The sequence below is a fragment of the Dysgonomonas sp. Marseille-P4361 genome, from assembly GCF_900343125.1.
GTDB lineage: Bacteria > Bacteroidota > Bacteroidia > Bacteroidales > Dysgonomonadaceae > Dysgonomonas.
Genome location: NZ_OPYL01000005.1, coordinates 98,116 through 123,881 on the forward strand (window position 1 = coordinate 98,116; position 25,766 = coordinate 123,881).

27 protein-coding genes are annotated in these 25,766 nt (G+C 36.3%); 11 read left to right on the forward strand and 16 right to left on the reverse strand.

Annotated features, from left to right (window positions below; genetic code table 11):
- Positions 1-34 precede the first annotated feature (34 nt).
- The 4 genes from pyk to DHU68_RS10650 all read left to right on the forward strand — a co-directional run bounded on the left by pyk (position 35) and on the right by DHU68_RS10650 (position 3,947).
- Positions 35-1,501, forward strand: coding sequence for a pyruvate kinase (gene pyk, locus DHU68_RS10635; protein ID WP_108822974.1), 1,467 nt, complete (start codon positions 35-37; stop codon positions 1,499-1,501).
- Between the two features lie 100 nt (positions 1,502-1,601).
- Positions 1,602-2,246, forward strand: a complete 645-nt coding sequence (locus DHU68_RS10640; protein WP_108822975.1) for an O-methyltransferase — start codon at positions 1,602-1,604, stop codon at positions 2,244-2,246.
- A 122-nt stretch (positions 2,247-2,368) separates the two neighbouring features.
- On the forward strand, positions 2,369-2,725 hold the full coding sequence (rbfA, locus tag DHU68_RS10645; protein ID WP_108822976.1) for a 30S ribosome-binding factor RbfA: 357 nt from the start codon (positions 2,369-2,371) through the stop codon (positions 2,723-2,725).
- 1 nt (position 2,726) lies between these two features.
- Complete coding sequence (locus DHU68_RS10650) at positions 2,727-3,947, forward strand: FtsX-like permease family protein (protein WP_108822977.1); 1,221 nt, start codon at positions 2,727-2,729, stop codon at positions 3,945-3,947.
- A gap of 6 nt (positions 3,948-3,953) precedes the next feature.
- Here the strand turns inward: DHU68_RS10650 and DHU68_RS10655 are convergent, their stop codons facing one another.
- Positions 3,954-4,439 carry a GNAT family N-acetyltransferase gene (locus tag DHU68_RS10655; protein ID WP_108822978.1) on the reverse strand — a complete coding sequence of 162 codons (486 nt, stop codon included), beginning with the start codon at positions 4,437-4,439 and terminating at the stop codon, positions 3,954-3,956.
- Positions 4,439-4,861, reverse strand: a complete 423-nt coding sequence (locus tag DHU68_RS10660) for a hypothetical protein (RefSeq protein ID WP_108822979.1) — start codon at positions 4,859-4,861, stop codon at positions 4,439-4,441. Before DHU68_RS10660 ends, DHU68_RS10655 begins: the two co-directional genes overlap by 1 nt.
- Positions 4,862-5,014: 153 nt before the next feature.
- Between DHU68_RS10660 and yihA the strand changes: the two genes are divergently transcribed.
- The 5 genes from yihA (at position 5,015) to rpsA (ending at position 10,162) form a co-directional block, all read left to right on the forward strand.
- Positions 5,015-5,614, forward strand: coding sequence for a ribosome biogenesis GTP-binding protein YihA/YsxC (yihA, locus tag DHU68_RS10665; RefSeq protein ID WP_108822980.1), 600 nt, complete (start codon positions 5,015-5,017; stop codon positions 5,612-5,614).
- A gap of 18 nt (positions 5,615-5,632) precedes the next feature.
- Positions 5,633-6,280, forward strand: coding sequence for a carbohydrate-binding family 9-like protein (locus DHU68_RS10670; RefSeq protein WP_108822981.1), 648 nt, complete (start codon positions 5,633-5,635; stop codon positions 6,278-6,280).
- A gap of 176 nt (positions 6,281-6,456) precedes the next feature.
- Complete coding sequence (locus DHU68_RS10675) at positions 6,457-7,104, forward strand: DUF47 domain-containing protein (RefSeq protein ID WP_108822982.1); 648 nt, start codon at positions 6,457-6,459, stop codon at positions 7,102-7,104.
- Positions 7,105-7,114: 10 nt separating this feature from the next.
- Complete coding sequence (locus DHU68_RS10680) at positions 7,115-8,161, forward strand: inorganic phosphate transporter (RefSeq protein WP_108822983.1); 1,047 nt, start codon at positions 7,115-7,117, stop codon at positions 8,159-8,161.
- 204 nt (positions 8,162-8,365) lie between these two features.
- Positions 8,366-10,162, forward strand: a complete 1,797-nt coding sequence (gene rpsA, locus DHU68_RS10685; protein WP_108823086.1) for a 30S ribosomal protein S1 — start codon at positions 8,366-8,368, stop codon at positions 10,160-10,162.
- A 158-nt stretch (positions 10,163-10,320) separates the two neighbouring features.
- Here the strand turns inward: rpsA and DHU68_RS10690 are convergent, their stop codons facing one another.
- Positions 10,321-11,418, reverse strand: a complete 1,098-nt coding sequence (locus DHU68_RS10690; protein ID WP_108822984.1) for a glycosyltransferase — start codon at positions 11,416-11,418, stop codon at positions 10,321-10,323.
- A gap of 50 nt (positions 11,419-11,468) precedes the next feature.
- Complete coding sequence (locus DHU68_RS10695; RefSeq protein WP_108822985.1) at positions 11,469-12,083, reverse strand: hypothetical protein; 615 nt, start codon at positions 12,081-12,083, stop codon at positions 11,469-11,471.
- A gap of 314 nt (positions 12,084-12,397) precedes the next feature.
- On the opposite strand from DHU68_RS10695, the gene DHU68_RS10700 reads away from it, so the two are divergent.
- A complete protein-coding gene (locus DHU68_RS10700; protein ID WP_108822986.1) occupies positions 12,398-14,611 on the forward strand; it encodes a bifunctional (p)ppGpp synthetase/guanosine-3',5'-bis(diphosphate) 3'-pyrophosphohydrolase in 2,214 nt (737 codons plus the stop codon).
- Between the two features lie 38 nt (positions 14,612-14,649).
- Here the strand turns inward: DHU68_RS10700 and DHU68_RS10705 are convergent, their stop codons facing one another.
- The 7 genes from DHU68_RS10705 to DHU68_RS10735 all read right to left on the reverse strand — a co-directional run bounded on the left by DHU68_RS10705 (position 14,650) and on the right by DHU68_RS10735 (position 21,655).
- The gene (locus tag DHU68_RS10705; RefSeq protein WP_108822987.1) at positions 14,650-15,606 is read right to left on the reverse strand and encodes an acyltransferase family protein; all 957 of its coding nucleotides are present in this window, start codon (positions 15,604-15,606) and stop codon (positions 14,650-14,652) included.
- Between the two features lie 156 nt (positions 15,607-15,762).
- The gene (locus tag DHU68_RS10710) at positions 15,763-17,193 is read right to left on the reverse strand and encodes a glycoside hydrolase family 125 protein (protein WP_369831340.1); all 1,431 of its coding nucleotides are present in this window, start codon (positions 17,191-17,193) and stop codon (positions 15,763-15,765) included.
- Positions 17,194-17,284: 91 nt separating this feature from the next.
- Positions 17,285-18,484 (reverse strand): glycoside hydrolase family 76 protein, encoded by a 1,200-nt coding sequence (locus DHU68_RS10715; protein ID WP_108822989.1) that lies wholly within the window; start codon positions 18,482-18,484, stop codon positions 17,285-17,287.
- A 280-nt stretch (positions 18,485-18,764) separates the two neighbouring features.
- Positions 18,765-19,343 carry a Maf-like protein gene (locus DHU68_RS10720; RefSeq protein WP_108822990.1) on the reverse strand — a complete coding sequence of 193 codons (579 nt, stop codon included), beginning with the start codon at positions 19,341-19,343 and terminating at the stop codon, positions 18,765-18,767.
- A complete protein-coding gene (locus DHU68_RS10725) occupies positions 19,336-19,809 on the reverse strand; it encodes a methylated-DNA--[protein]-cysteine S-methyltransferase (RefSeq protein WP_108823087.1) in 474 nt (157 codons plus the stop codon). Before DHU68_RS10725 ends, DHU68_RS10720 begins: the two co-directional genes overlap by 8 nt.
- On the reverse strand, positions 19,754-20,821 hold the full coding sequence (locus DHU68_RS10730) for a GNAT family N-acetyltransferase (protein ID WP_108822991.1): 1,068 nt from the start codon (positions 20,819-20,821) through the stop codon (positions 19,754-19,756). Before DHU68_RS10730 ends, DHU68_RS10725 begins: the two co-directional genes overlap by 56 nt.
- Positions 20,822-20,824: 3 nt before the next feature.
- On the reverse strand, positions 20,825-21,655 hold the full coding sequence (locus DHU68_RS10735) for a 1-acyl-sn-glycerol-3-phosphate acyltransferase (protein ID WP_108822992.1): 831 nt from the start codon (positions 21,653-21,655) through the stop codon (positions 20,825-20,827).
- Between the two features lie 153 nt (positions 21,656-21,808).
- On the opposite strand from DHU68_RS10735, the gene trxA reads away from it, so the two are divergent.
- Positions 21,809-22,240, forward strand: coding sequence for a thioredoxin (trxA, locus tag DHU68_RS10740; protein ID WP_108823088.1), 432 nt, complete (start codon positions 21,809-21,811; stop codon positions 22,238-22,240).
- On the opposite strand, the gene DHU68_RS10745 is transcribed toward trxA, so the two are convergent.
- The 5 genes from DHU68_RS10745 to DHU68_RS10765 form a co-directional block, all read right to left on the reverse strand.
- Complete coding sequence (locus DHU68_RS10745) at positions 22,237-22,743, reverse strand: CvpA family protein (protein WP_255412483.1); 507 nt, start codon at positions 22,741-22,743, stop codon at positions 22,237-22,239. The two genes, trxA and DHU68_RS10745, sit on opposite strands and share 4 nt — an antisense overlap.
- 67 nt (positions 22,744-22,810) lie before the next feature.
- A complete protein-coding gene (gene rpmH, locus DHU68_RS10750) occupies positions 22,811-22,966 on the reverse strand; it encodes a 50S ribosomal protein L34 (protein ID WP_108822993.1) in 156 nt (51 codons plus the stop codon).
- A gap of 83 nt (positions 22,967-23,049) precedes the next feature.
- On the reverse strand, positions 23,050-23,550 hold the full coding sequence (locus DHU68_RS10755) for a dihydrofolate reductase (RefSeq protein ID WP_108822994.1): 501 nt from the start codon (positions 23,548-23,550) through the stop codon (positions 23,050-23,052).
- A gap of 33 nt (positions 23,551-23,583) precedes the next feature.
- Positions 23,584-24,621, reverse strand: a complete 1,038-nt coding sequence (locus DHU68_RS10760; RefSeq protein ID WP_108822995.1) for a DKNYY domain-containing protein — start codon at positions 24,619-24,621, stop codon at positions 23,584-23,586.
- Positions 24,599-25,765: a glycosyltransferase gene (locus DHU68_RS10765; RefSeq protein WP_108822996.1), complete on the reverse strand. Its 1,167-nt coding sequence runs from the start codon at positions 25,763-25,765 to the stop codon at positions 24,599-24,601. Before DHU68_RS10765 ends, DHU68_RS10760 begins: the two co-directional genes overlap by 23 nt.
- Between the last annotated feature and the right edge of the window lies 1 nt (position 25,766).

Below are 25,766 nucleotides of genomic sequence, written 5' to 3' on the forward strand. Positions count from 1 at the left end.
ATTACGAAAACTATATATTAAACAAATTCCATTTATGACTCAAAAGAAAACGAAAATTGTAGCTACAATTTCAGACATGCGTTGTGATGTTGATTTTCTTCAATCATTGTATAATGAGGGAATCAACGTTGTAAGAATGAACTCTGCTCACATGACAGAAGAAGGTTTTGTGAAAGTGATGACAAACGTACGTGCGGTATCAAAAAGCATTGGTATCATGATGGATACTAAAGGTCCTGAAATCCGTACAACTGCTACTGCTACTGGTGAGAAGATCGTAGTAAAAACAGGAGATAAAATTAAAGTTGTTGGAGACTTGAATTTCCTTTCTACTCCAGAGCAAATGTCAGTATCTTATCCTAGCATTGTTCAAGATGTACCTGTAGGTAGCACATTGTTGATCGACGATGGAGAAACAGCTCTTAAAGTAATTGACAAAACAGCTGATCACCTGTTGTGTGAAGTTCAAAATGATGGAACAATAGGAAGCCGTAAGAGTGTTAACATTCCGGGAGTAAGTGTAAATCTTCCATCTATCACAGCTAAGGATAGAAGAAGTATTGAAATTGCAATCGAAAACGGTGCTGACTTCATTGCTCACTCTTTTGTAAGACATAAACAAGACGTTTTGGATGTGCAAAAAATCCTTGACGAATACAATAGCCCTATCAAGATTATCGCTAAAATCGAAAATCAAGAAGGTGTTGACAATATCGACGAAATCTTCGAAACTGCTTATGGAGTAATGGTAGCTCGTGGAGACTTAGGAATCGAAGTCCCTCAAGAAAATATTCCTGCTATCCAACGTTTACTTATCCGTAAAGCTATCGAGTATAAAAAACCAGTTATTGTAGCTACTCAAATGTTGCATACAATGATTGAAAATCCACGTCCTACACGTGCTGAGGTAACAGATATTGCTAACGCAGTATATTACGGAACTGATGCTGTGATGTTGAGTGGTGAAACTGCTTATGGTAAATATCCAGTTGAAGCAGTACGTGCAATGGCTCAAATCTGTGAAACTACAGAAAAATCTAAACTGGCAGAAAAAGCAATTCCTGTACCATTCAAAGATTCTGAATATGATATTACTTCTTTCTTAGCGAAACAAGCTGTGAAAGGTGTAACTCAATTGGGTCTTACAGCAATCGTAACAGATAGCTTCACAGGTCGTACAGCTCGTACAATTGCTGCGTTCCGCAGTAAGAGTCCGGTATATGCAATCTGCTGTGACGAAAATGTAATGCGTCAGTTGTCTGTTTGCTACGGTGTAAAAGCTTCTTATCAAGAGTCAACAGGATATACAACTCACAAGCATAAAGAATATTTCGTAAAAGCATTAAATACTCTATTAGAGAGTGGTCTTGTGAAAAAAGAAGATCAAGTTGCTTACTTAAGCGGTTCGTTCGGTGAAGGTAAAGGAACATCTTTCCTTGAAATCAACGGAGTTGGTCGCGTTGTAGATGCAGTTGATGGTTTCGAAGTGCCAGTAGACTAATAAATACAAAGCAATATATTCTTAAAAGAGATAGGAGCTTTCGCTCTTATCTCTTTTTTTTATAAAAAACTCTATCTTTGAGGACGAAAATTAAATTTAAATGGGATTAGACAAAGACGAAGCAATAGAGAAATATATATTGTCTCATATAGATGAGGAAGGAGATTTGTTGAAGCGATTGGATAGAGATGCGCATGTGAATCTTCTAAAGCCCCGCATGCTTTCTGGTCATTTGCAAGGGCGAATGTTGAAGATGTTTTGTCGGATGACTCAGCCTAAATATATCTTGGAGCTGGGTACTTTTACGGCTTATGCTACTTTATGTTTAGCTGAAGGTGCAGCCGACGATGCCGAAATTCATACGCTAGAGGTGAATGATGAGATGGAAGACTTTATAATGAAGTATCTTCATCAAACGAAGCTTAAAGATAAAATTCATCTTCATATTGGCGATGCATTGGAGATAATTACAACATTGAACTGTACGTTCGACCTTGTTTTTATCGATGCAAATAAGCGTCACTATATAGAATATTATAATGCTATTTTTGATAAAGTTCGTTCGGGAGGACTAATTATCGCAGATAATACTCTTTGGGACGGGCATGTGTTGGATACGCCTAAGCAATCCGATAAGCAGACAATAGGAATACAGGCTTTTAATGATATGGTAGCTAAGGATGATAGGGTGGAGAAGGTGATTTTGCCTATTCGCGATGGCTTGACTCTTATCTGGAAAAAATAGAGAGCTGCATTTTATTGTCTTATTATAGAAGCGCAGGGCTAATAGGATATAGATTTTAAGAAGTAAATAAAGGACTTTGGTTTAATAATGGTTACTTTTGTACTTTAAAAACAATTTTAGAAATGGATACAACCAGACAACAGAAGATAAATAAGCTTATACAGAAAGAATTAGGAGAGATTTTTCGCAAGCAAACGCAGCAAATGCGTGGTGTATTGGTGTCAGTCAGCACAGTGAGAGTTACTCCCGATTTAGGTTTGGCTAAAATTTATCTCAGTATTTTCCCATCAGAGAAAGGGAAGGAATTATTAGAAAATATCAAAGCGAACTCAAAAGCGGTTCGTTTCGATTTAGGTCAGAAAGTGGGAAAGCAATTGCGTATTATTCCCGAATTGGCTTTCTACTTAGACGACTCGTTAGATTATCTTGAAAATATTGATAGATTATTGAATACAAACAATAGTAAGAATAACGAGTAACTTGAATCTTCCGTTACATATTGCAAGGCGTTATCTTTTTGCTAAAAAATCGCATAATGCTATCAACATCATATCGGCTATATCAGTCTTTGGTATTGCTTTGGCTACGATGGCGCTTGTGTGTGTATTGTCGGTTTTCAATGGATTTACAGATGTAGTTACTATTACGTTTAGCACATTCGATCCCGAATTGCAGATTACACCAGCTCAGGGTAAAGTTTTTAATTCTCAGGCAGAGAATATTCTGAAAATAAAAGAATTTGAGGAAATTGAGTTTGTCTCAGAATCGTTGGAAGAGAATGCCTTGTTGAGAAATGGTGATCGTCAAGAGCCTATCCTGCTGAAAGGAGTTTCTCCTCAATTCGAGCATCTGGCGCAAATTGATTCATTGATCGTAGATGGTAGTTTTGTACTCAGAGAAGGTGATATTGACAATGGAGTGATAGGGGGAGGGTTGGCCATGCAGCTTGGAGCAAGAGCTAATTTTGTGGATCCGGTCGAAATCTATGTCCCTAAGCGGAATGTCAGGGTAAATCCAGCTAATCCTGCCGCCGCATTTGACCGAAGTTTTGCTTTTGTCAGTGGAATATTTATTCTGAATCAGGCAAAATACGATGATCAGGTATTTATTGTTTCTATCGATCTGGCTCGAGAGCTGCTGAGGTATGATGAACAAACAGTATCTTCCTTAGATATTAAAGTAAAAGGAGGTGCTGATGTCTCGACTTTACAAGATAAGATAAAATCGGTTTTAGGATCCGATTTTATGGTGAAAGATAGATTTGAGCAACAAGAAGACCTACATCGCATGGTGAATATGGAAAAGTGGGTGACTTTTCTTATTCTAGGTCTGATAATGGTTATTGCTGTATTTAATCTTGTCGGTTCGCTTACAATTCTGATTATCGAAAAAGATGAGGATGTACGCATATTGAAAACGATGGGAGCGAGCAATAAGCTAGTCGTAAATATATTCTTGTTCGAGGGCTTGCTAATCAACTTTGTAGGGATTATAGTCGGGCTTGTTGTAGGACTATTGTTGTGTCTTGCTCAGCAATATTTTGGAATCTTAAAATTAGGATCTTCGCCCGAAGCCTTTTTTATTAGTGCTTATCCTGTATCGGTTCAAGTAATGGATATTCTATTGATATTTGTATCAGTAAGCTTGATTGGGGTATTAGCAGTTCTTTATCCTATCAATAACTTGAGAAAGCGATTGTAGGATTGACTATAAGATGAGTTGCCAGAATTCAACATCAATCAGTTTGTTGAATTTTATTCCCGACTCTTTAAAATTTCCAACGAGTTTAAAGCCTAAATGTTCATGCAGTTTCTGACTGGCGTAGTTTGGTAGTGATATTACGCCTATTAAAGAATGAATATTTATTAGTCGCGATCTGTTTATTAACTCCTTATACAGCGTTTTTCCAACACCTTTTCCTGTGAAGTTGTGATCCAGGTAAATACTAGTCTCCAATGTGATATTGTAGGCTACGCGTTCTCTCCAGCTATTAAGATAGGCATATCCTGTTATTTCATCATTTTCTTCGTATACGATGAATGGGTATCCTTTCGATTTAATATTTAAAATGCGGTTTTTTATATCATCTTCGCTTACTCGGTCGTATTCAAAGGTGATGATAGTCTGTTCAATATAATAATTGTATATTTCAGCAATTCGCTTTGCGTCGTTCAATGTGACGTCCCGTATCATTATTGCAAAAATATCTCTTGAGGAGGGACTTCTTGTTGTTGATTTTGGTAAGATGCAGGCTCAATAGCAACAATACTGTCCACAATGTATTTTGTGTATCCTCTCCAAGGTATTGCTCCGAAATACTCTTTGTAGTGAAGTTTTACGTTTTCTCCGCTTAATGACATGAGCTGTATGGCAAGATCTTTATCTTCTACCGAGAATTCAAACTCATTCGATTGTAGGCCTTGTTGCCCTGGTCTGAATCCCGATAAAATTAAGTGACCTTCGTAAGTTTTAAATATAATACCCTTGTGTTTTACGTCGTTCAGTATACCGGCTTTCACGCCCGAATTGCTGTAAGGTACATAAAACCATATATAGCCAAAGATGCCGAGTCCTACAATTATGACAGAGAGGCTTATAATGATGAATTTTTTCATAAATAAAGTTTTTGTTCGGTCTGTTAAACTAGAAATAATAAGAATTCAGTTTAATCTAAAGGCAAAGATATTCATAAAATTAGATTATTTTTGTTTTTAGCATTGAAAAACAAGAAGGTTCTTGAAGTAAACTTATAGATAGAAAAAGAAGATATGATTATAAAGAGTGCAGAATTTGTAATAAGTAATGTAGACTATCGAAAATGTCCGTCTGATGGTAAGCCGGAATATGCTTTTATTGGTCGATCCAATGTGGGGAAATCCTCTCTGATTAATATGTTGACAAACAGAAAAGGTCTAGCTATGACCTCTTCTAAGCCGGGGAAAACCCAATTGATAAATCATTTTGTGATTAATGATAATTGGTACTTGGTCGACTTGCCTGGTTATGGTTATGCTCAGCGAGGTAAAGAAGGGCGTGAGCAAATTAGAAAAATCATAGAATCTTATATTTTGGAGAGGACAGCGCTGACTTGTCTTTTTGTTTTACTCGATTCTCGACACGAACCGCAGCAGATAGATCTTGAGTTTCTGAACTGGCTAGGAGAGTCAGAAATTCCTTTTGCTATTATATTTACCAAAATAGATAAGTTAAGCAAGGGACGTTTGAAAGAGAATGTAGATACGTATGTAAATAAGCTGCACGAGACATGGGAAGAGTTGCCTCCAATATTTTATACATCGTCAGAACATCGTCTAGGGGGAGAAGAAGTGTTGGGTTATATTGATGAAATAAATAAAAGCCTTAAATAGTAAATAAAACTAATACGAATGAAAACATTGGAGATCCCCTTTGTGGATATAGAAGCTATTAGTGATAGAAATACAATAGTAGATAAGTTGAGCGGAGTGAGCGAAAATGAAATTGCTTGCGTGAACTGGCCTGACAGCTATCCGTCGAAACCTAAGGTCTCGTTTAAGATTGCCCATAATAACGAATCTCTGTTTCTGCATTACTTTGTGGAGGAAAACGAAATTTTGGCAGAAACTAGGGAGGATAATGGTCCTGTATGGACAGACTCGTGTGTTGAATTCTTTATTTCGTTTGATGATGCTTTCTACTATAATGCTGAGTTTTCGTGCATAGGGAAAGCTCTCTTGGGTTATCGTGCGAGCAAAGCTAATGCCGAGCATGCAGGTAAGGATGTCATGGATTCTATAAAACGATACCCTAGTTTGGGTACAGAACCTTTTGGCAAAAAGAAGGGGCAGTTTGAATGGGACTTGTTATTGGTTGTTCCATTGTCTGCTTACTGGAGTTCTAATCTGAAATCTTTTCATGGAATTGAGGCCAAAGGGAACTTTTATAAATGTGGTGATAATCTTTCAGAATGTCATTATTTGTCATGGAATCCTATAGGTACTGAAAAGCCTGATTTCCATCGCCCTGAATATTTCGGGAAACTGCTTTTTTTATAGAAAAATAACTGCTTATAATTTTGGTATATAGGAGGTTGTTCTTTTGTCTGGCTTTTTTTATGTTAAAAGTCTTTTAAGGGTGCTTTTTTTCTATATCTTTGCGTCTAAATTTCAAGTATTTTAGAATAATTTAGAATAAATTTCTACTTTAAAATATAAGATATATTTAAAATTTTATGAAAAATAGCTTATTCGATAGGTTTAAACCTAAAGAAAACAAATTCTTCCTATTGCTTCGCCAAATGGCCGAAGCTATTGTAACAGCATCAGATCTTATTGTGGAGTGTGTACAGTCGGCAGATCACGATTCGGCTGTAAAGTATTATAAACTTATCAAAGAACAAGAGCGTATAGCAGACGATCTTCAGGCTGAGATCTTTGAAGAGCTTAATGAGACATTTATAACTCCATTCGACAGAGAAGATATTAATAGCTTGTCTGAAAGATTAGATACAGTTATGGACTTGATTAATAGCTGTTCTAAGAGAATTATGCTGTATAGTCCTAAGACAATGCCAGAAGCTGCAGCAAGGTTAGCTGTCCTGGTAAGAGAGTCTGCAAGTTATCTGATTAAGGCTGTTGATGAGCTTGAAATGATTAAAAATAGACCTGATAAAATTAAAGAATACTGTGTTCAATTAGACTTGATTGAAAATAAAGCAGACGATGTTTATGAACATTTCCTTATAGATTTGTTTGAAAACGAAACGGACGCTATAGAAGTAATTAAGCTGAAAGAAATTTTGCATGAACTAGAACGTGCAACAGATGCTGCTGAAGGTGTAGGTAAAATTATTAAAACGGTTATCGTTAAGTACTCATAAAAAGAATAGGATGACTCTTTTAATTGTTATTATAGTTCTGGCTATTATCTTCGATTTTATTAATGGTTTTCATGATGCAGCAAATTCAATAGCAACAGTTGTTTCAACAAAGGTTTTGACTCCAACTCAAGCTGTGATATGGGCTGCATTTTTTAATTTTGTAGCCTACTTTATTGCTAAATATATTATTGGTGGTTTCGGTATTGCCGATACTGTATCCAAAACCGTAAATATGGATTATATAATCCAAACTTTTGGAAACCCGTCTATTGTTATTATTGCTGGATTAGTTGCTGCAATTACTTGGAACCTTATCACTTGGTGGTTTGGAATTCCATCTTCTTCATCACATACCCTAATTGGTGGTTTTGCAGGAGCCGGTATCGCAGCGTCAGGATTTAGTGCTATTCATGCTGGTGTTGTAGGGGTTATTGCTTTATTTATAGTTGTTGCACCCTTGATCGGTATGGTTGCGGGGAATCTGATTACAATTTTAACCCTTCATCTGGTAAAGAAAGCAAAACCAGGTAAAGCTGATAGGTGGTTTAAAAATCTTCAGTTGGTATCGTCTGCAGCATTGAGTATAGGACATGGTCTGAATGACTCTCAGAAAGTAATGGGTATTATAGCTGCAGCGTTGATTGCTTATACAGCAACTACGCCAGATGTTCATCCATGGCTTTATATGAATGATATGAATGATATGCATGATTGGGTGCCTCTCGTATGTTTTACAGCTATTGCTCTAGGAACAGTATGTGGAGGATGGAAAATTATGAAGACAATGGGTAATCGTATTACAAAAATTACTCCAATCGAAGGTTTCTGTGCTCAAACAGCAGGTTCATTAACACTATTCATCACAGAGATATTACATGTTCCGGTAAGTACAACTCACGTTATTACAGGTAGTATTATCGGAGTAGGTTCGGTTAAGCGTCTTGCAGCTGTTCGTTGGGGTGTAACCAAGGATCTAGTTTTAGCATGGGTGTTAACTATCCCGATTAGTGCAGTAATGGCAATGCTGGTTTATCGTTTGATTATACTATTCGTTTAGAGAGAAGAATGGATGAAATATTTTAAAATAAAAGTAGAAGGATAGTATCCTTCTACTTTTTTTTGTGAATTGTTCGTGATGAATATTCTTGTCTCATTATTGTATTATTCATTGAAAAACAATATCTTTGCACCGCTAAAAAGCAAAATATGTTAAACTATTAATGATACTGATCAGGACTGGCGCCAGATCGAATTTTGAATGATTGATAATTTAAAAAATGTACAACCAGTAGCAGATTTTGACTGGGACAAGTACGAAAAAGGTGACTCACTATCGGCTAAGAGTCAAGAAGAATTAGTAGAAACTTATGACCAATCGTTGAATAAAGTAAACGACAAAGAAGTGGTTATGGGTAAAGTAACAGCGATGAACAAACGTGAGGTTGTTGTAAACATCGGTTACAAATCAGACGGTGTTGTATCAATGAACGAATTCCGTTACAACCCTGATCTGAAAGTTGGTGACGAGGTAGAGGTATACATCGAAAGCCAAGAAGATAAAAAAGGTCAATTGATTCTTTCTCACAAGAAAGCTCGTGCAACTCGCTCTTGGGATCGTGTTAACGAAGCTCTTGAAAAAGACGAAATTATCAAAGGATTTATCAAATGTCGTACTAAGGGTGGTATGATCGTTGATGTGTTCGGTATTGAAGCATTCTTACCAGGATCACAAATCGACGTTAAACCAATTCGTGACTATGATGTATTCGTTGGTAAAACAATGGAATTCAAAGTTGTAAAAATCAACCACGAATTTAAAAACGTAGTTGTTTCACACAAAGCTCTTATCGAAGCTGAACTTGAACAACAGAAAAAAGAAATTATTTCGAAACTTGAAAAAGGTCAAGTACTTGAAGGTACAGTTAAAAACATCACTTCTTATGGTGTATTTATCGACCTTGGTGGCGTAGATGGTCTTATCCACATCACTGACCTATCTTGGGGACGTGTTCAACATCCAGAAGAAGTGGTTAAATTAGACGAGAAGATCAACGTTGTAATTCTTGATTTCGATGATGATAAAAAACGTATTGCTCTTGGATTGAAACAATTAACTCCACATCCATGGGATGCACTTAGCGCAGACTTGAAAGTTGGTGATAAAGTGAAGGGTAGAGTGGTTGTTATGGCTGATTATGGTGCATTTATCGAAATTGCTCCTGGTGTAGAAGGTCTAATCCACGTTTCAGAAATGAGCTGGGCTCAACACCTACGTAGCGCACAAGACTTCATGAAAGTTGGTGACGAAGTAGAAGCTGTTGTTCTGACTCTTGATCGCGACGAGCGCAAAATGTCTCTTGGTATCAAACAATTGAAACCAGATCCATGGGAAAATATCGAAGAGAAATACCCAGTTGGAAGCCAACATACTGCTAAAGTACGTAACTTCACTAACTTTGGAGTATTTGCTGAGATAGAAGAAGGTGTAGATGGACTTATCCATATCTCAGACCTTTCTTGGACTAAGAAAATTAAACACCCTAGCGAAGTAACTCAAATCGGTGCTGATATCGAAGTTCAAGTTCTTGAGATTGATAAAGAAAATCGTCGTTTGAGCTTAGGTCACAAGCAACTAGAAGAAAATCCTTGGGATGTATTTGAAACTATCTTTACAGTAGGTTCAGTACACGAAGGAACTGTAGTTGAAATGGTTGATAAAGGTGCAGTAATCTCTCTTCCTTACGGTGTAGAAGGTTTCGCAACTCCAAAACACTTAGTGAAAGAAGATGGTTCTCAAGCTAAAGTTGAAGAAAAACTTGAATTTAAAGTGATCGAATTCAACAAAGACTCTAAGAGAATTATCGTTTCTCATAGCCGTGTGTTTGAAGACGAAAAACCTGAAGCTAAAGAAGCTGCAGCTGAAAAGAAAGCTAAAAAATCAGCTAAGAAAGAAAAAGAAGAATCAGTACAATCTAATAGCAATGTAGAAAAAACTACTTTAGGTGATATTGAGGAACTTGCAGCTTTGAAAGAAAAACTTTCAGGCGATAATAAATAAGAAATAATCCTTATTTACCACATATTGAGGAGCTGTCTAGGAATAGGCAGCTCTTCTTTTTTAGTGTGTCAGCCTTTTAGGACAGATGCATCATATTTAAAAGAAAAGCCTCAGGCAAAGTTGTCTGAGGCTTTTCTGCGATTATTATAATATTCTAATTATTGCTTCCAGAATTCAAGGTATTTCTTTGCAACAGAGATATAATCGTGATTCTTTTCAACAAATAATCGACTGTTTCTGGATATTTCAGGTATCTCTTTCTTGTTTAGAACAATCCATTCGAGCTTATCAAACACATCGTCTTCGGTCGGATGTACATTTATTATCGGACGATTTTCATACTCTCCATACAGATCGTAAATATAAGGTTCTCCTCCACCTACGAGGACTTTTCCTTGAGCCATTGCCAACAAGGCATTCATTGCAGGAGTGTGTGAATATAATTGGTCTAACACGACATGTGCCTGCGACATTAATTGTTGATAGACATCGTAGCTAACCGATTCTACCCGGGTGACAATAACCTTGTCAGGATATTTGTCTTTTACTCTGGCAAGTGCCTTTTCCATAACGTCAGTCCCTTTGAACTTTTCTCGAATCTTGTTAATCCCGATAAAGAAATTCACTTTCTCCGGTTCTTCGGGTATTGGTTGAAATTCGATTTCGGAAATATTCATAGGGAGAGGTATATATTTTACCTTGTCTCCGAAAATAGGTTCGTATGATTTGTAATATTCATACAAGCAAGCAGCTATCCCATTGACCGAATTGGCAAGTTTTACATTGAATTTTTCAAGAGGGGTATCAATCCACTTGTCGATGAAGCGTTGGTTGAAATCAACATTAATAGGCTTACCATCAACAAAGAACTCCGAATAGTCGAAAATCTCATTGCCCATACAAGCTCTTACCCAGTAAGAATCATCCCCGAATGCTCCCATAAAGACCTTTTTGTTGTTCTTTAGTAGTTTCTTCGATAGATAATCGTTTATACGCACATTCTGGGTAGTAAAACAAGGGTTGATCAATTGAACAACATCGTATCCATTAAATTGCTTAAATTTATCAAGGACTGATAATAAGCTGGTAAATGTATCTTTTATGCTCGAACTCTTACGGGTGAGGTCTATATCTCTGGGATAGTTTTTAAACCCATCACCATCAGATGCTACAACAACCTCATGTCCTAGTGTACGTAATCCTTCGGCTAACGTCAGATGAGCACGGCTATATTCTCCGATTAATAATATTTTCATAAAGTTTCTTTAAGTTTACTGCAAAGATACAATTTTTATAAGATGATCTCTTATTTCGTATAGAAAGTCAGATCCTTAGCTTTAATTGCGAATGTATAGTCTTTATCAATATATAAGACAGGGAATGTTTCTTCTTTATTCCAACTTTTATTTTTCTTACTGATATCTTTTGCATCGGATACAAAAAGAAAGAGGTTTGATTCAGAATTGTCATCGTAAATAGGGTGAACACCTTTCTTTTGTAGGTTAGAGTCTTTTTTTATTAACTCTTCAAATTCTATCTTCTCTCCCAGATTCTTAATGTAATAGCTGTTATGACGATGTGAATCTGTTATAAATACAGAAAAAACTTTATTGACTTCCTCGTGGATAGGTCTTGCAAGACAGACAAGAAATGAATCAGGCGTGTTTATTTTAGTCTTGAAGATATGCCTTTTAATCGCTTTGAACCATATTGTACCCACAACAAATAGTGCCAGATATGGTATTGAGTAAAGAGATGCAAGCATGTCTTGTTTCAGTATATAGATAATACCCGCCAAACCAACGAACAGTAAACATATAGGAGCTATGATTAAAATAGTTTTCCACCATGGTGTTTTGCTTAAGTAACTTCTTTTGAAACTATAGTCTCCTTCTAGTTTGGCATAATCTTGAGGTTTCATATAAATTGGATTGTTTATGAATTTCTAATTGTATAAATGTTCTTGCAAAAATACAACATAGTTAAACTTCACGAGCTTTTGCTTCTTGTTCTTTATGATATCATCGTGTAAAATTAGCTTTATTTCACAAAAAAGATAGCTTTTAGAAAGGATAAGAAGATTAATTTTTTATTATTATAACTGAAAGCATAAAGTATATAAAAAACTAAAAAATGAAAACATCTGTTCGAAACATGAGGTTATAGTAGAAGAAAAAACTAATTTTACGATTGATTGTAAAGAAATAAGTAACTTTTTTACAGCATAGAAGAGTGATGGATACTTTAAGAGAAAATGTACATAAGGCTAACGAGCTGAACTTTACTAAATTTAAACAACTTGTCCGAAATTTAGAAGAGCAGCTGACTCCTGACGAATTACAGAAACTGAAAACTGTAATCAAAAAATCATTAGCAGAGAAAATTTATCATAAAGAAGAGAGAGAAGACAGTGCGGCTGATCTGATAATCAGTACGTGTATTATTCTGATCGAAGAGATGAGTATGCGAAGCGCTTCTGTTATAGCCCTTATTCTTTATGGGCCAGTCGTGTATAATACAATAAGTATAAATGATGTAAAGAAGCTGTTTGGTGCAGATATCGCTGATATTATTTCCGGACTTATTAAGGTTAATAATCTGGAAATGAATGAATCGGCGATTGCTTCCGATAATTATATAAAGCTTCTGATTTCGCTTGCCGAAGATATGAGAGTAATCCTTATCAAGATAGCAAGTCGTTTGTACGAAATGAGATGTGCCAGAAATTATAGTGAGCAATATCGCCTCAAACTAGCACTGGAAGTTTCGTATCTGTACACACCATTAGCCCATAAGCTTGGTTTGTATAAAATAAAGACAGAGTTTGAAGACTTGTATTTGAAATATACCGATAGACAAGCTTACGACTTTGTGGTGCAAAAGATAAATGAGAGTAAAGACTCACGTGATAAATATATTGCCGAATTTATAGAGCCAATCAACGGAAGATTGAAAGAAACAGGGCTTAAGTATGATATAAAGGGGCGTGTGAAGTCAATTTCGTCTATCAATAATAAATTGAAGAAACAGAAAACGGATTTTGAACATATTTACGATCTGTTTGCCATACGTATCATATTGGATTCGGAACTGGATAAAGAAAAGGCAGAATGTTGGCAAATCTATTCTATCGTTACCGATCTTTATACACCAAATCCTAAACGATTGAAAGACTGGTTGTCTATTCCCAAGAGTAATGGATATGAGTCATTACATACGACTGTAATGGGACCTGAGTCGCGTTGGGTAGAGGTGCAGGTCAGAACCCGAAGGATGGATGAGATAGCTGAAAAAGGGCTTGCTGCTCACTGGAAATATAAGGGGTTGAAGAGTCAGTCTAGAATGGATGACTGGCTTACCAGCTTACGCGAAATGCTTGAGAATAAAGATATGGGTAGTGTAGAGAAGCTCGAGAATTTTAAACTTGATCTTTACGACGATGAAATCTATGTTTTTACTCCCAAAGGAGATTTGCATAAACTGCCTAATGGAGCTACAATTCTTGATTTTGCATTCTCTATTCACTCCAGAGTAGGATCTACCTGTGTTTCGGGTAAAGTTAATGGACGCAATGTTTCTATTCGTCATAAACTAAAAAACGGAGATCAGATAGAGATTATGACTTCACCTAATCAGTCGCCTAAGCGCGATTGGCTTAGCTTTGTTGTGACATCGAAGGCGAAGCATAAAATACGTCAGACACTAAAAGAGGAAGCTAATAAACAGGTTGAAATAGCCAAAGAAATGCTTAAACGTCGTGTCAAGAATAGAAAAGTTGAAATAAATGAATCTATAATGATGCGATTGATTAAGAAGCTAGGTTTCAAGACAGTTACCGACTTCTATATAAAAATAGCAGAAGAAACGCTGGATGTAAATAATGTCATCGAGCAATATTTAGCTTTAGAGAAGAAAGAAACAGAACAGCATGAAAAGTATGAGGTTGTAAGTGCTGAAAATTATATTCCTCAGCAGACTGCTCCGGTGAAAGAGTCGAGTAGCAAGGAGGAGTTGGTTATTGATCATAACCTGACAGGTGTAGATTACAAACTAGCCAAATGCTGTAACCCTATCTATGGGGATGAAATCTTCGGGTTTGTTTCTTCGCAAGGTATTCGTATTCACAGAAAGAATTGCCCTAATGCGCAGAATATGATCTCTCGTTTTGCTTATAGAGTAATTCCGGCTAAATGGTCTGGCAAATCAGGGTCTAGCTATACTGTAACGCTTCGTATTATTGGGCACGATGATATTAGTATTATCAATAACTTAACTTCTATTATAGCAAAAGAAGCAGGGATAAGCATACGATCAATTAGTATTGATTCTAACGATGGTTTGTTTCAGGGGAATATATCCGTTGTATTGAGCAATACAGATATGCTTAATGGATTGATGAAAAAACTAAAGACAGTAAAAGGAGTGAAAGGTGTTACTCGGCTGAACTAATATAGCTGTTTGAGTATAAAAAATAGGAGTCAGAATCTTTATAGAAAGATTCTGACTCTTTTATTTAGCTCTATAATTGCCGCAGCAAATATCATCGATAGTAAGAACGATATTGGAAACATAATTGCATCTGCATTGTATGGAGATCCATTTACTAAAAATATAGCAACCACATGTACATAATATATACTGGCAGTCACCTTTGCTATGTAATTATCTCCGCCTAGTTCGTATTTAGAAAACTTCAATACTGATAAGAATATCAGTGGAGCGACAAATGGACTGACTAAGTATATTTCATCCTTTACAGGATCCAATTCTCCTACTTTAAAATTATAATACAATAGAACTGACTCTAGAATAAGAAGGGCAAAAAGAACTGTGCTCAGAAGAACAACATAATTGCTTTTGAAGAAAGGTCTCTCTTCTAAATTCATTTTCTTTATGTAGTATCCTGAAAACATGAAAGGGAACCCCATAAACAGGAATGTTCTCACGATGGTAGGGTACATGTAGATATGTACATCGAATACATATATTTTCTGGATTACATATCCTATAAAGAAGCAAATGAATGAAGCTATCAGTACGTATGTTAGTTTACATTTCCTAGTTAGGAAGATCAAAATTGCAGCTCCTATCAGGCTGGCTATATACCACAAATGGTAGTATCCTGTAATAAAGTTGATTAGGATTAATTTTTTTCCACCTCCCGACATGTACCACAGGAAAGGGAGATATATAATTGTCCATGTGATATAAATTATCAGAATCTGTTTAAGGTATTTCTTTACCTTTTGTTTGTCATCAACGATATCAGCAAAGTAATATCCGTTAATAATAAGGAATATAGGTACTGTAACTCTGGCAAGCCCATCTGAAACAAGCCAGCCGCATATACCGTATGTTGAAATATCGCTATGAGCCAGTACTACTAAGAAGATGAGTACCATCCTTAGATAATCGATACTTATATTGCGTCCTTTTGTAAGCATATGATAAAGTAGTTTTCAATAATATCGGTGCAAAAGTACATCTTTTTTTAGAATAATCATACCAATGATAACTATAACAGAATGTGTTGTGTCATTTTGAAAAAATAAGGGTAACAAAATTTTGTTACCCTTATTAATATCACTTTATATACTTTATTATTTGATTTCGTTAAGAAGATCTACTTTTCCTTCATCAACTAATTTCAAGATTAATTCGCCAAATAATGTATTTTGCCATGCAAACCATGAGCGAGTAAAGTTGCTAGGATCATCTTTGTGGAAAGATTCGTGCATAAATCCGGTTTCTGCATCTGTATCCATAAGCATTTTTACACACCATTGGATTTCTTTATCGTCTTGGCTTGTAAATGCTTTCATCATGATACTCATTGGCCAAACCATATCATAGCCGATGTGAGGTCCCCCAATTCCTTCTCCGGCAGTACCCTTGAAGAAATAAGGATTGTCTTTGCTCCAAACAAAGTTACGAGTGTTTTGATAGATCGGATCGTTTACATCTACATCTCCAAGGTAAGCTAATGAAAGCAAGCTTGGTGCATTAGAATCGTCCATTAAGTATTTGTTACCGAAGCCATCAACTTCGAAAGCATAGATAGTTCCATGTTTTGGATGGTTGAATGTGGCATATTTCTTAAGAGCATCTTCTACTTCTTGAGCCAAGTCAGTACATTCTTTAGCTTTAGCAGAATCTTTAGTTATTTCTGTTAAGATTTCAGCTGCTTTTCTTAAAGATGTAACAGCAAAGAAGTTTGAAGGAACTAAGAATTGGAAAGTAGTAGCATCATCAGATGGACGGAAAGAAGATACGATTAATCCTACAGGGTTAACTGGGTTTCCTAATCCGTGGTTGTTTAATGTATCTAGCTGACGCTCTGTTTTGCGTTGGAATTTATATGGACCTACACCGTCTTTACGTTGTTGCTCTTTGAATGTTTTAAGGATGTTAGTGATTGCTTGTACCCACTCTTCATCAAAGATGCTTGTATCGCCTGTTACTTTCCAGTATTGGTAAGCTAAACGCAGAGGATAACAAAGAGAGTCTATTTCCCATTTACGTTCGTGTAATGCTTCTGTCATATCTGTCATGTCGCTCATCCATTGATGATCCGGATTTGGATCGTGTGGATCAAGGAATGCATTTGCATAAGGGTCGATGATGATGCATTTGAATTGACGACGGATAACACCGGCTAGCATTGCTTTAAGCTTCGGATCTTTGTTTGCTAATTGAACATAAGGCCAAACTTGTGCTCCTGAATCGCGTAGCCACATTGCGTGAATATCTCCCGTGTATACGACTGTGTCATCTTTCCCATCTGTCTGATAGTGACGAACAGTTGTGTCAAGTGTGTTAGGAAAACAGTTCTCAAACATCCAAGCAAGCTTTTGGTTTGTTAGTAGTTTCTTAACTCGAACGATCTCGTTCTCTACAGCTTGTGATGTAAATAGACGTTCCTTTGCTGCCGGACGGTTTGTCTTTTTATAATTACCCTTTTTGATAATTTTCGTATTATCCATAGGTAGGCTTAGGTCGTTTGCTTGCATGTTGCCGCCTCCGACTGCCATGAGTGCTGCAAGTGCACAGCCTAAAAAGATTTTTTTCTTCATATAACTTAAAATATTAATAATAATTTCAACTATAAATAGTAGGGGCTAGCTATTTGATCCCGCCCATTCTCGCATACATTTCTACCATGGCAGCTTGTGTTAGCAACCATTTGCGTTCGTCTTTTTTCTTTCCTGAGAAATCCTTGTTGAATAAGCCATTTGTTTCGCGAGTGTTATTCCAAGCAAAGTCCAGATTCTTTTGGAATGTATCGATGTAAGTTTTATTTCCATCTAAATGGTATAGTTCAACAAAACCTCTGAGCATGACAGCAATAAACCATACATCATGTTCTTTAAGGACTTTAAATGCTTCGCCTTCGTTAGGAGTGAAATCAGTGAAGAAATAATTGTAAGATCCTTTTGCTATATTTTGTGCATCTTCCAGATAGTTATTTTCTTTCGTGATTTTGTGAAGCAAAGCAGCAGCTTGCATCATCTGTCCACTATTGTATGGATATTTGGCTTCGCTTATTTTTCCATCTAGGTTGATGTTGTCGAAATACACATAGTCAGTATCCTGAAGGTTTTTCTTAGTCCATTCATATAACTCCTTCCCTTGTGCAAGGTAAGAGCTATCTAGCGTTGCTTCGAACAGTTTAAGTGCAAATACTGCTCCGGGTGCATTAGAACATGTGTTTTTTGATTCTTTCTTTTGTTCGCACCAGTATATTCCTCCTCCAAGTTTATCATCACATCCGCTCATTACGAAGTTCCATATTATTTGAGCTTTATCCAGATATTTTTGGTCTTTTGTCTTGATGTATGTATCGGTAAAATCTATGCCTAGCCATACATTGTCGTCGTAGAAACGGTCTGACTCTTTCGCCGAGTTTATATAAGAAGCATAACCATAAGGCTCTCTCTTGGTGTCATAATATTCTTCCAGTCCATTCAGTACTTTATTGTCTAAGGTATTTCTGAATTTTGTGTCGTCCGACGTTTCAAATAGGGCATAGACTGCAGAAAAAGTGCCTGAATAAGGCCACAAGTATGAATATTGATTAGGAGCATCATTCTGCTCTTCCGAAGCTAGATAAGTTGCTTTGTAATCATCTTTGAATGGATAATTTTCTCTTAGTAGATTGGTCTCGAGAACCGAATAGTGCTTGTAAAGAGAGTCTAATGTCATTTCAGCTCTCTCTAAATTATTGTTTGTAGCGACTTCTTCTCCTTTTCCTTTTTTTTGCTCACATGCAAACGATAATAAACAACAGGCAGCAAGCCATAATACGATATGTACTTTTTTCATGATATTTTGGTATTGTTTTATACTTCGGTTGCAAAGATAGAAGGAATCATAATAGATAGGCTTTGTTTTAGGCGCTTTCGATAATTGTGTCGCAAAAGTAAAGGATATTGTCTCATATTTATATATATAACTCTGCCATATTTTGGACTTTTTGTGTCTATTGGTCAGTGTTTTTTGTTTTTCTTATATTGATTCCTTTATAAGAAGACGACCTAAAGATAAAACTTCTTTTTCTGAGGTAATGGATAGGTGTAAATCGATAATTGGAGAGTGGGCTAGCCTAGAATTTTTTCAGCTCTTGATACAGGCGTTGCACAGGTAATCCCATGATGTTAAAATAAGATCCTGAAATATATTCAACAGCTATATATCCAATCCACTCTTGAATACCATAAGCGCCAGCTTTGTCGAAAGGTTTATATTTACTTACATAATGGTCGATCTCTTCGTCTTCTAACTGAGCGAAGCGAACTTCTGAGGATACACTAAAAACATGTTGTTTCAGTTTGGTCGTAATGCATACTCCTGTGACAACTTGATGTGTATTGCCCGATAATTCATGTAACATTTGCTTGGCCTCTGATTCATCTTTCGGTTTACCATAAACTTTGTTACCGAGCAATACAATCGTATCGGCAGTAATTAATAAAGTATCCCTTTCAATATTGTTTTTATACGCATCAGCTTTCTCTTTAGCTATGTATTTAGCTATTTCTTCACCCTTAAGGCTGGGAGGGAAAGATTCGTCTATGTCGGGAAGGGTTTTTACTTCATAACTGAATTCAAGACCTGAGAGTAGTTCTTTTCTTCTGGGCGAGTTGGATGCTAGAATGATATTGTATCCTGATAGATCAAGCATTGTTTTGTTCTTTATAAAAGAGTTCTAATTCTAAAAGAAGACGTTTTATATCTAAGCCATATGCATATCCGCCTAAGCCATTTCTTTCGTTTATTACACGATGACACGGAACGATGATTGCCAGTTTGTTTCTTCCATTGGCAGAGCCTACAGCTCTGAAAGCTTTGGGTGAACCTATGGCAGAAGCTTGATCTTTGTACGACACGGTTTCTCCATAAGGTATAGTCTTAAGATAACTCCATGCTTTCCGTTGGAAGTCAGTTCCCTCTTGCTTGAGAGGAAGATCGAAACTCTTTCGTTTTCCATCAAAATACTCTTCAAATTGCTGTATAGCATCGTTCAGAAGAGGGGAAATTTCAGACGGAGTATTGGGTGGTTGCTCAGTAAGTATAGTAATAGAAGATATGTGATTATTCGTTTCTTCTATTTCTATTACTCCTACAGGTGATTGATAAAAAGCCTTCATTTTTCTTTTTGGGTTTATCTTCATACCAATCCCAACTCCAGTTTACGACTTGGCGAAGGCGTTTCAAGAAACGTTTTGATGGTTTATCTCTTAGGTATGATTCTATGTGTCTTTTTTTCTTGTCTTCTAGTATTTCATCTTTCTTTATCAGTATTCCCGTTTCTTCAACATTGCCAAATGTGTCATTGACTGCCGTTCCGAATACTTTCATCTGAGGAGAAAGGCTCATATAGGCATTTACTAATGGCGGTATGTTCAGCCCCAAGCGTCGGACTGATGTATTTAGAATGCGATAGTCTGCTTTGAAAGTGTCTCCGGTAAATAGTCTCTTCAATTTTCTTTGGTCTGTTTCTATCTTTAAAGATTGTTTTGGCCAAACAAGTTTTTCTACATCAGGAAAATATTTGTTTAAGAAGAATAAAATCATATCTCTAGCTTCGGTGTCGTAAGTGTCGTACATGGTTACTTTACCAAAGAAATATTTCATTGATGGGTCGGCGACAGATAGGGCCCCAAGTCCATCCCAAAGGTTGTCTAAAGCAAATATACCTTTCGATCCGGCTAATGTAGATTGATATTCTAGTGTAACAAAAGATCTTCCCAGCTCGAAAGTATAAGGAAGGTAATCTTCTATAAATCTTTTCGAAAAGTGGAAGAGGTGAGAGGTTGCTAATATAGGTTCTCCATTTTCGTCGAACTTTATATCCGGTCCGCAAATAAAACGATAACCGCCTAGTATCTCTTCGGCATCTGGATTCCATACAATCAATTGTTTGTAAGGATTGTCCATCGTATCATATTCATCTATATCAATAGACTTGCCGGTGCCTCCACCATAGTAACGGAATGCAATCTCGCGAAGACGCCCGATTTCTAACATGATGTTAGGCGAATTGTGATGCGTGACAATATAAATCTCGTTGTTGGCCTTGTTCGTATGCCTCAGAAACTTATCTTTGCTCAGTTCTGCTTTTATTAGACTTTTGTCTATTGGTGATATGATTGTTTCCATCTATTATTTGTCTGTTTTGCCTAATTCGTAAGTTTTTTCTTTCACATATTCAGCCCACTGAGAAGCACTTCTTTTTTCGTCAAAAAGAGTATATGGGATAGGTGTACCTACCATAATAGAAAAACAGCTATTTTTATTCTTAAACATTTCGTCGGGAAGTAAGATTAGTTCGATGTTGAATTTAATTCCGAGACGTTTCCTTATGTTTGCAAATCTATAAAAGAAATTTGAATTTTTTCCATTAAAATAGATAGGGACTATATGTCTTTTCGATTCAATAGCCTTTAAAATGAAGTTTTTCTGCCAAGGAAGGTCATAAATTAGCCCGTTTTCTTTTCGTGAACATAGCCCGGCTGGGAAAGTTATAATTTGATTGTCTGAGTCGTAAGCTTCTTGTAAAGTATTGGCAGCCATTTTTGACTGGCGACCATACTTGTTGACCGGAAGAAAGATGGACTGTAAGTTCTTTATAAAATAAAGTACGTCGTTTACTACATATTTTATTTTCTTGTCAAATTTTTGCCCGATGACACTTGATAAGCAGATACCATCTAGTCCTCCAAGTGGATGGTTAGAGACGAATATGTAACGTCCGTCATTAGGTATTTTATCCAATCCCTCTACCTTTAGTTCCAAATTGAAATATCCAACAACGGCATCCATGAAATCAACACCATCTTTGTCTGCATAAATGGTGAGTATCTCGTTTAGCTCATCAAGATGTATTTTCTTCTTGAGATAGTTTATAACAAAACGAGGAACTTTGTTATAAATTTTAGGAGCCTTCTCCTGTAATATCTTATCTAAATCGAGTCTCTGAGGTTCTCGCTTCATTTTTTTATAGTCTCTTATCAGTTTACAAAAATACCAAATAAATCTATAAATAAATCTATCGATGTATAAACAATAGTGTATATTAGTTAAAAGAAATCAGAATGTTGTAACTTTTTATATCTTCGCTATTCCTAGTAGAATAAAATATAGATGATGAAAGATAAATTATTTCTGAGTGTATTAGTATTAGCTATATCTCTTATCCTTCCGTTTGGTGTGTCAGCGAATTCGTTAGATGATAAGCCTGAGAAAGAAAAGTCTCCGATTGTAACCCTATCAGCTTCAAATTATCAGGAAGAAACGGCTAAAGGTTTGGTATTTGTGGACTTTTGGGCTGCTTGGTGTGGCCCTTGCCGTAGAATAGCTCCTATGTTAGATGATCTGGCAAAGGAATATAAAGAATCGGTAAAAATAGGAAAACTGAATGTAGATAATTACAAGAAGTTCGCGATAGAGCAAGGAGTAGAGGTATTACCTACTATTGTGATCTATAAAGATGGCAAAGAAGTAACACGAGTGAAAGGTGTTGTGTCTAAAGATAAGCTTGTTGAGATTATCAAGGCTTATTCTTCTCAGAAAGATTAGATCCAGTCGAATCGGAGATAGGGAATAACAGTCTTAGCGACATCAGTAATAAGAGGGTAGGTGTGGGATTCGTTACGCACATCCTCTTTTATTATTCTCTTATCTTGATCAAATTCAGCAACAAGATTTATGATTATACTGAATAGTATAATCCATTTTGCGGCACAAAAAAATCCTCCGGCTATTCTGTTTAGCGCAGTCATTTTTATTGCATCAACGAAGGATTCAATCAATTTTCCTGCAAAGAAAAGGCCTATAAGTATAGCTGTAAAAGCTAGAATGTAAGACAGTGGTCCTACAATGTGAGGCGAGGCTTCTGTAATTTTGATTAGTTCGGGTGCAATGTATTCTGATAGCTTTCCTGCAAAGACAGCCCCTAGTATGATGCCTGCAAGTGTAGCTAGTTGCATTACAAGTCCCGAAAACAGTCCTCTTATCATCGATAGGATAACGATAATGGCTACTATTAGGTCAAACCAATTTATATTTAAGTAAGTGTCCATAAACAACAAAAGTAAGAATTTATTCAATTCTTACTTCTTGTCGTATGCTTAAAATTTCGTTTATCCCTTAGTTTTTAGGATATTCGTCTGAAATTGTAAGTTTCTTTCTTCCTTTAGCTCTGCGAGATGCAAGTACTCTGCGTCCGTTAGCTGTTTCCATTCTAGAGCGAAAACCATGTTTGTTTTTTCTCTTTCTGTTTGATGGTTGAAAAGTTCTTTTCATCGCTATATCTTATTTTCTGTTATTATTTTCTTTCGAGTTTCGGGTTGCAAAAATAGGATGTTTATTTTATATAAGCAAGTATATTAACGTTTTATTTTTCGGAAAGTAATAAAACTATAAGGGTATTTATGCTTCTCGTCAGTCTGGTGATGTTCTGTTGAAATTTCTTTCCATTCACTTTCGTTTATATTTGGAAAGAAAGTGTCTGTCTCTTCAAACTTGTGATGGATACGTGTTAAGTATAATGTATCGGCGATATTTATTACTTCATTATAGATCGTTCCCCCTCCGATAAAAAATATCTGAGACTCATCTTTGCAAAGGTTAATAGCTTCTTCTATTGAACTACACATCTCACAGTTGTCGAATTGCAGATTTTTATTCCTTGTAATAACTATATTCCTCCTGTTAGGCAATGCGCCTTTGGGAAGCGATTCGAATGTCTTTCGTCCCATGATAACAGGGTAGCCATTTGTGACAGATTTGAAGTGCTTCAAGTCGTTAGGTAAGTGACAAAGCAGATCGTTGTCTCTCCCTATTGCGTTGTTTTCGTCAACGGCTACTATAATTGATTTTATTGTCATATCTTTTAGTCTTTAGTTTTATTATATATAGGCTTATTCAAAGCCACAGGGCTTCATCTTTAAGTAGTGAGAAGAAACTGGTTCCATCATAGAGCCTTCAAAATAGAGAAAATATCCATCGTGCCCCATATTGTAGCTAATCACAACGAATTCATCGGGATCTACACAGCATAAAGGTTCTTTTTTGTAGAATACTCTATTTTTATCGCCTCCATAGGGTGACGAGGGACAATAAACACGGAAGGTTTTAGCATCGGCTCCCTCCACTACATCCATCAATAAGGTATAAACTCTTCGTTTGTCTCGGTAAAAATAAGTGGACAAAGCTTCGAATGTTTTAGAGTCAGCTCCTTTAATCAGCCTCCCATAATAATAGACACGTTTCTTATCGAAAGCAATGTTACTATGTCCTTTCATGATACGAAAGGTTTTCTTGTCAATGCCTTTTAGCTCTCTGTGCCGCCAATAGACTCGTTTATGATCACAAGAGTAATGTTCTTCGTCTATTTCCATTCGGCGAAAATTTTTTAGATCACACCCCTCTAGTTTCTCTCCCCAAAAATAGATATTCGATTTGTCGGACGCATAATCAGTGTCCATTATTTTAAAGGTAGTAACATTTGCTCCTTCTACTATGTCTTCCTTGTAGAAAACATGATGTGTGTCGCAAGAATAAAAATCATTTAATGCCCTGAAAGAAGCTATATCTACCCCTTCTATCTGTTTGTTTTTAAAGTAGACCTTCTGACCGTCAGTTCCGTAATTGGAGTTGATAATATTGAAGGACTTGGCATCAACATTATTCATCCTATAATGAGAATAAAACACAGTGTCTCCTTTCGTATAATAACCTCTCTGTGCTGTAAGACCAAAAGGAGAAAGGAAAATAAAAATGAAGATGCCGACTTTCTTTATTTGTTTCTTATTTATGAAAACAAACAGCAATCTATCGAGTAAACGATTGGCAGATATCAAACATGTTTCTAATAGAGTATTCATATAAAGATAGAGGAGGTATTTATCCTTAATCCATAAATAATTAAGATATTTATTTGATGTTTTGAAGATTATTCAATCTTGCTTTAAGAAGTTTTATTCGATTACTCCAAAACAAGCCAGAGGTGTCGATGTTTTGATAAGTATCTATATTTATTTTTCCGGAAGTAATATCGCTCAGTATTTCACCAAGTATCTTTGGATCGTGCATGTCTGTAATCTTACCACATCCGTCTATGATAACATCTCGGGCTGCCCCTACGTGAGTAGTTACAATATAGTCATGGAAGATTTTGGCTTCGTAAAATACTAATCCTGAACTCTCGGTAGAAGATGTTAGGATGAAGACTTTGGCTCTACTGTAGTATTCCCAGAGTATTTTCTCGTCATAGATTGCCCCCGTGAATATAATTTTATCTATTAGGTGAGGGTTTTCCTTGAAGAAATTGTCTTTGTATTCAGTAAATTCATTATTAATAGGACCGATAAGATATGCTTTCCAATCCTTGAACTCAGTATGTTTAAGTCCTTCGAGAAGAAATTCAGTTCGTTTTTCTTTTGTCCCCAGCCTGCCAACAGTTATAAAGATGTTTTCTTTCTCCTCAAAAGATTTAGGCTTTACAGCGATCTCATTGACTAAAATATCGTCACAAGCATTTTCGAGGAGCATAGTCTTGTCCTTAAAATAAGGAGCTAACTGTTCATCATTGACTAGTAGGTCGTAAGCATCGGATGTCTCGCAGCTAAAGAGGTTGACTCGCTTAAAATAGGCAATGTAAAATTGTTTTTTTAGTTTTTCTTTAAGGCGTTGATCTTTGAAAAGAGAAGATACCCTCCCTACCATATAAGTTGGAATATCTAACTTTACATAAGATATGCCTTTGGGATTAAGGAGTTTGTATAGTAATGATATTCGCCCAGATCCCATAAGGATGAAGAGTGTCATCAGAATGTCTATCCTCCTTGCATTCTTGATGAGGTACAGAACAACTTTGAAGAAGAAAGAATGACTGCTTTTGTTTACCCCGTGACTAATCGGATGTAACTTCACTCCCCTATAAACATCAGGCAGATCCGTATTGTTTTCTGTGCGAGGGTATACTATCGTGACATCGAAGTCGCATTCCAGGCCTATGTAATATGGTACAAGAAAAGTATCTCGGGTTAGATGCATTCTCTCAAAATGATTAAGAATCATCGTAAAGTTTTTCTTCTTCATC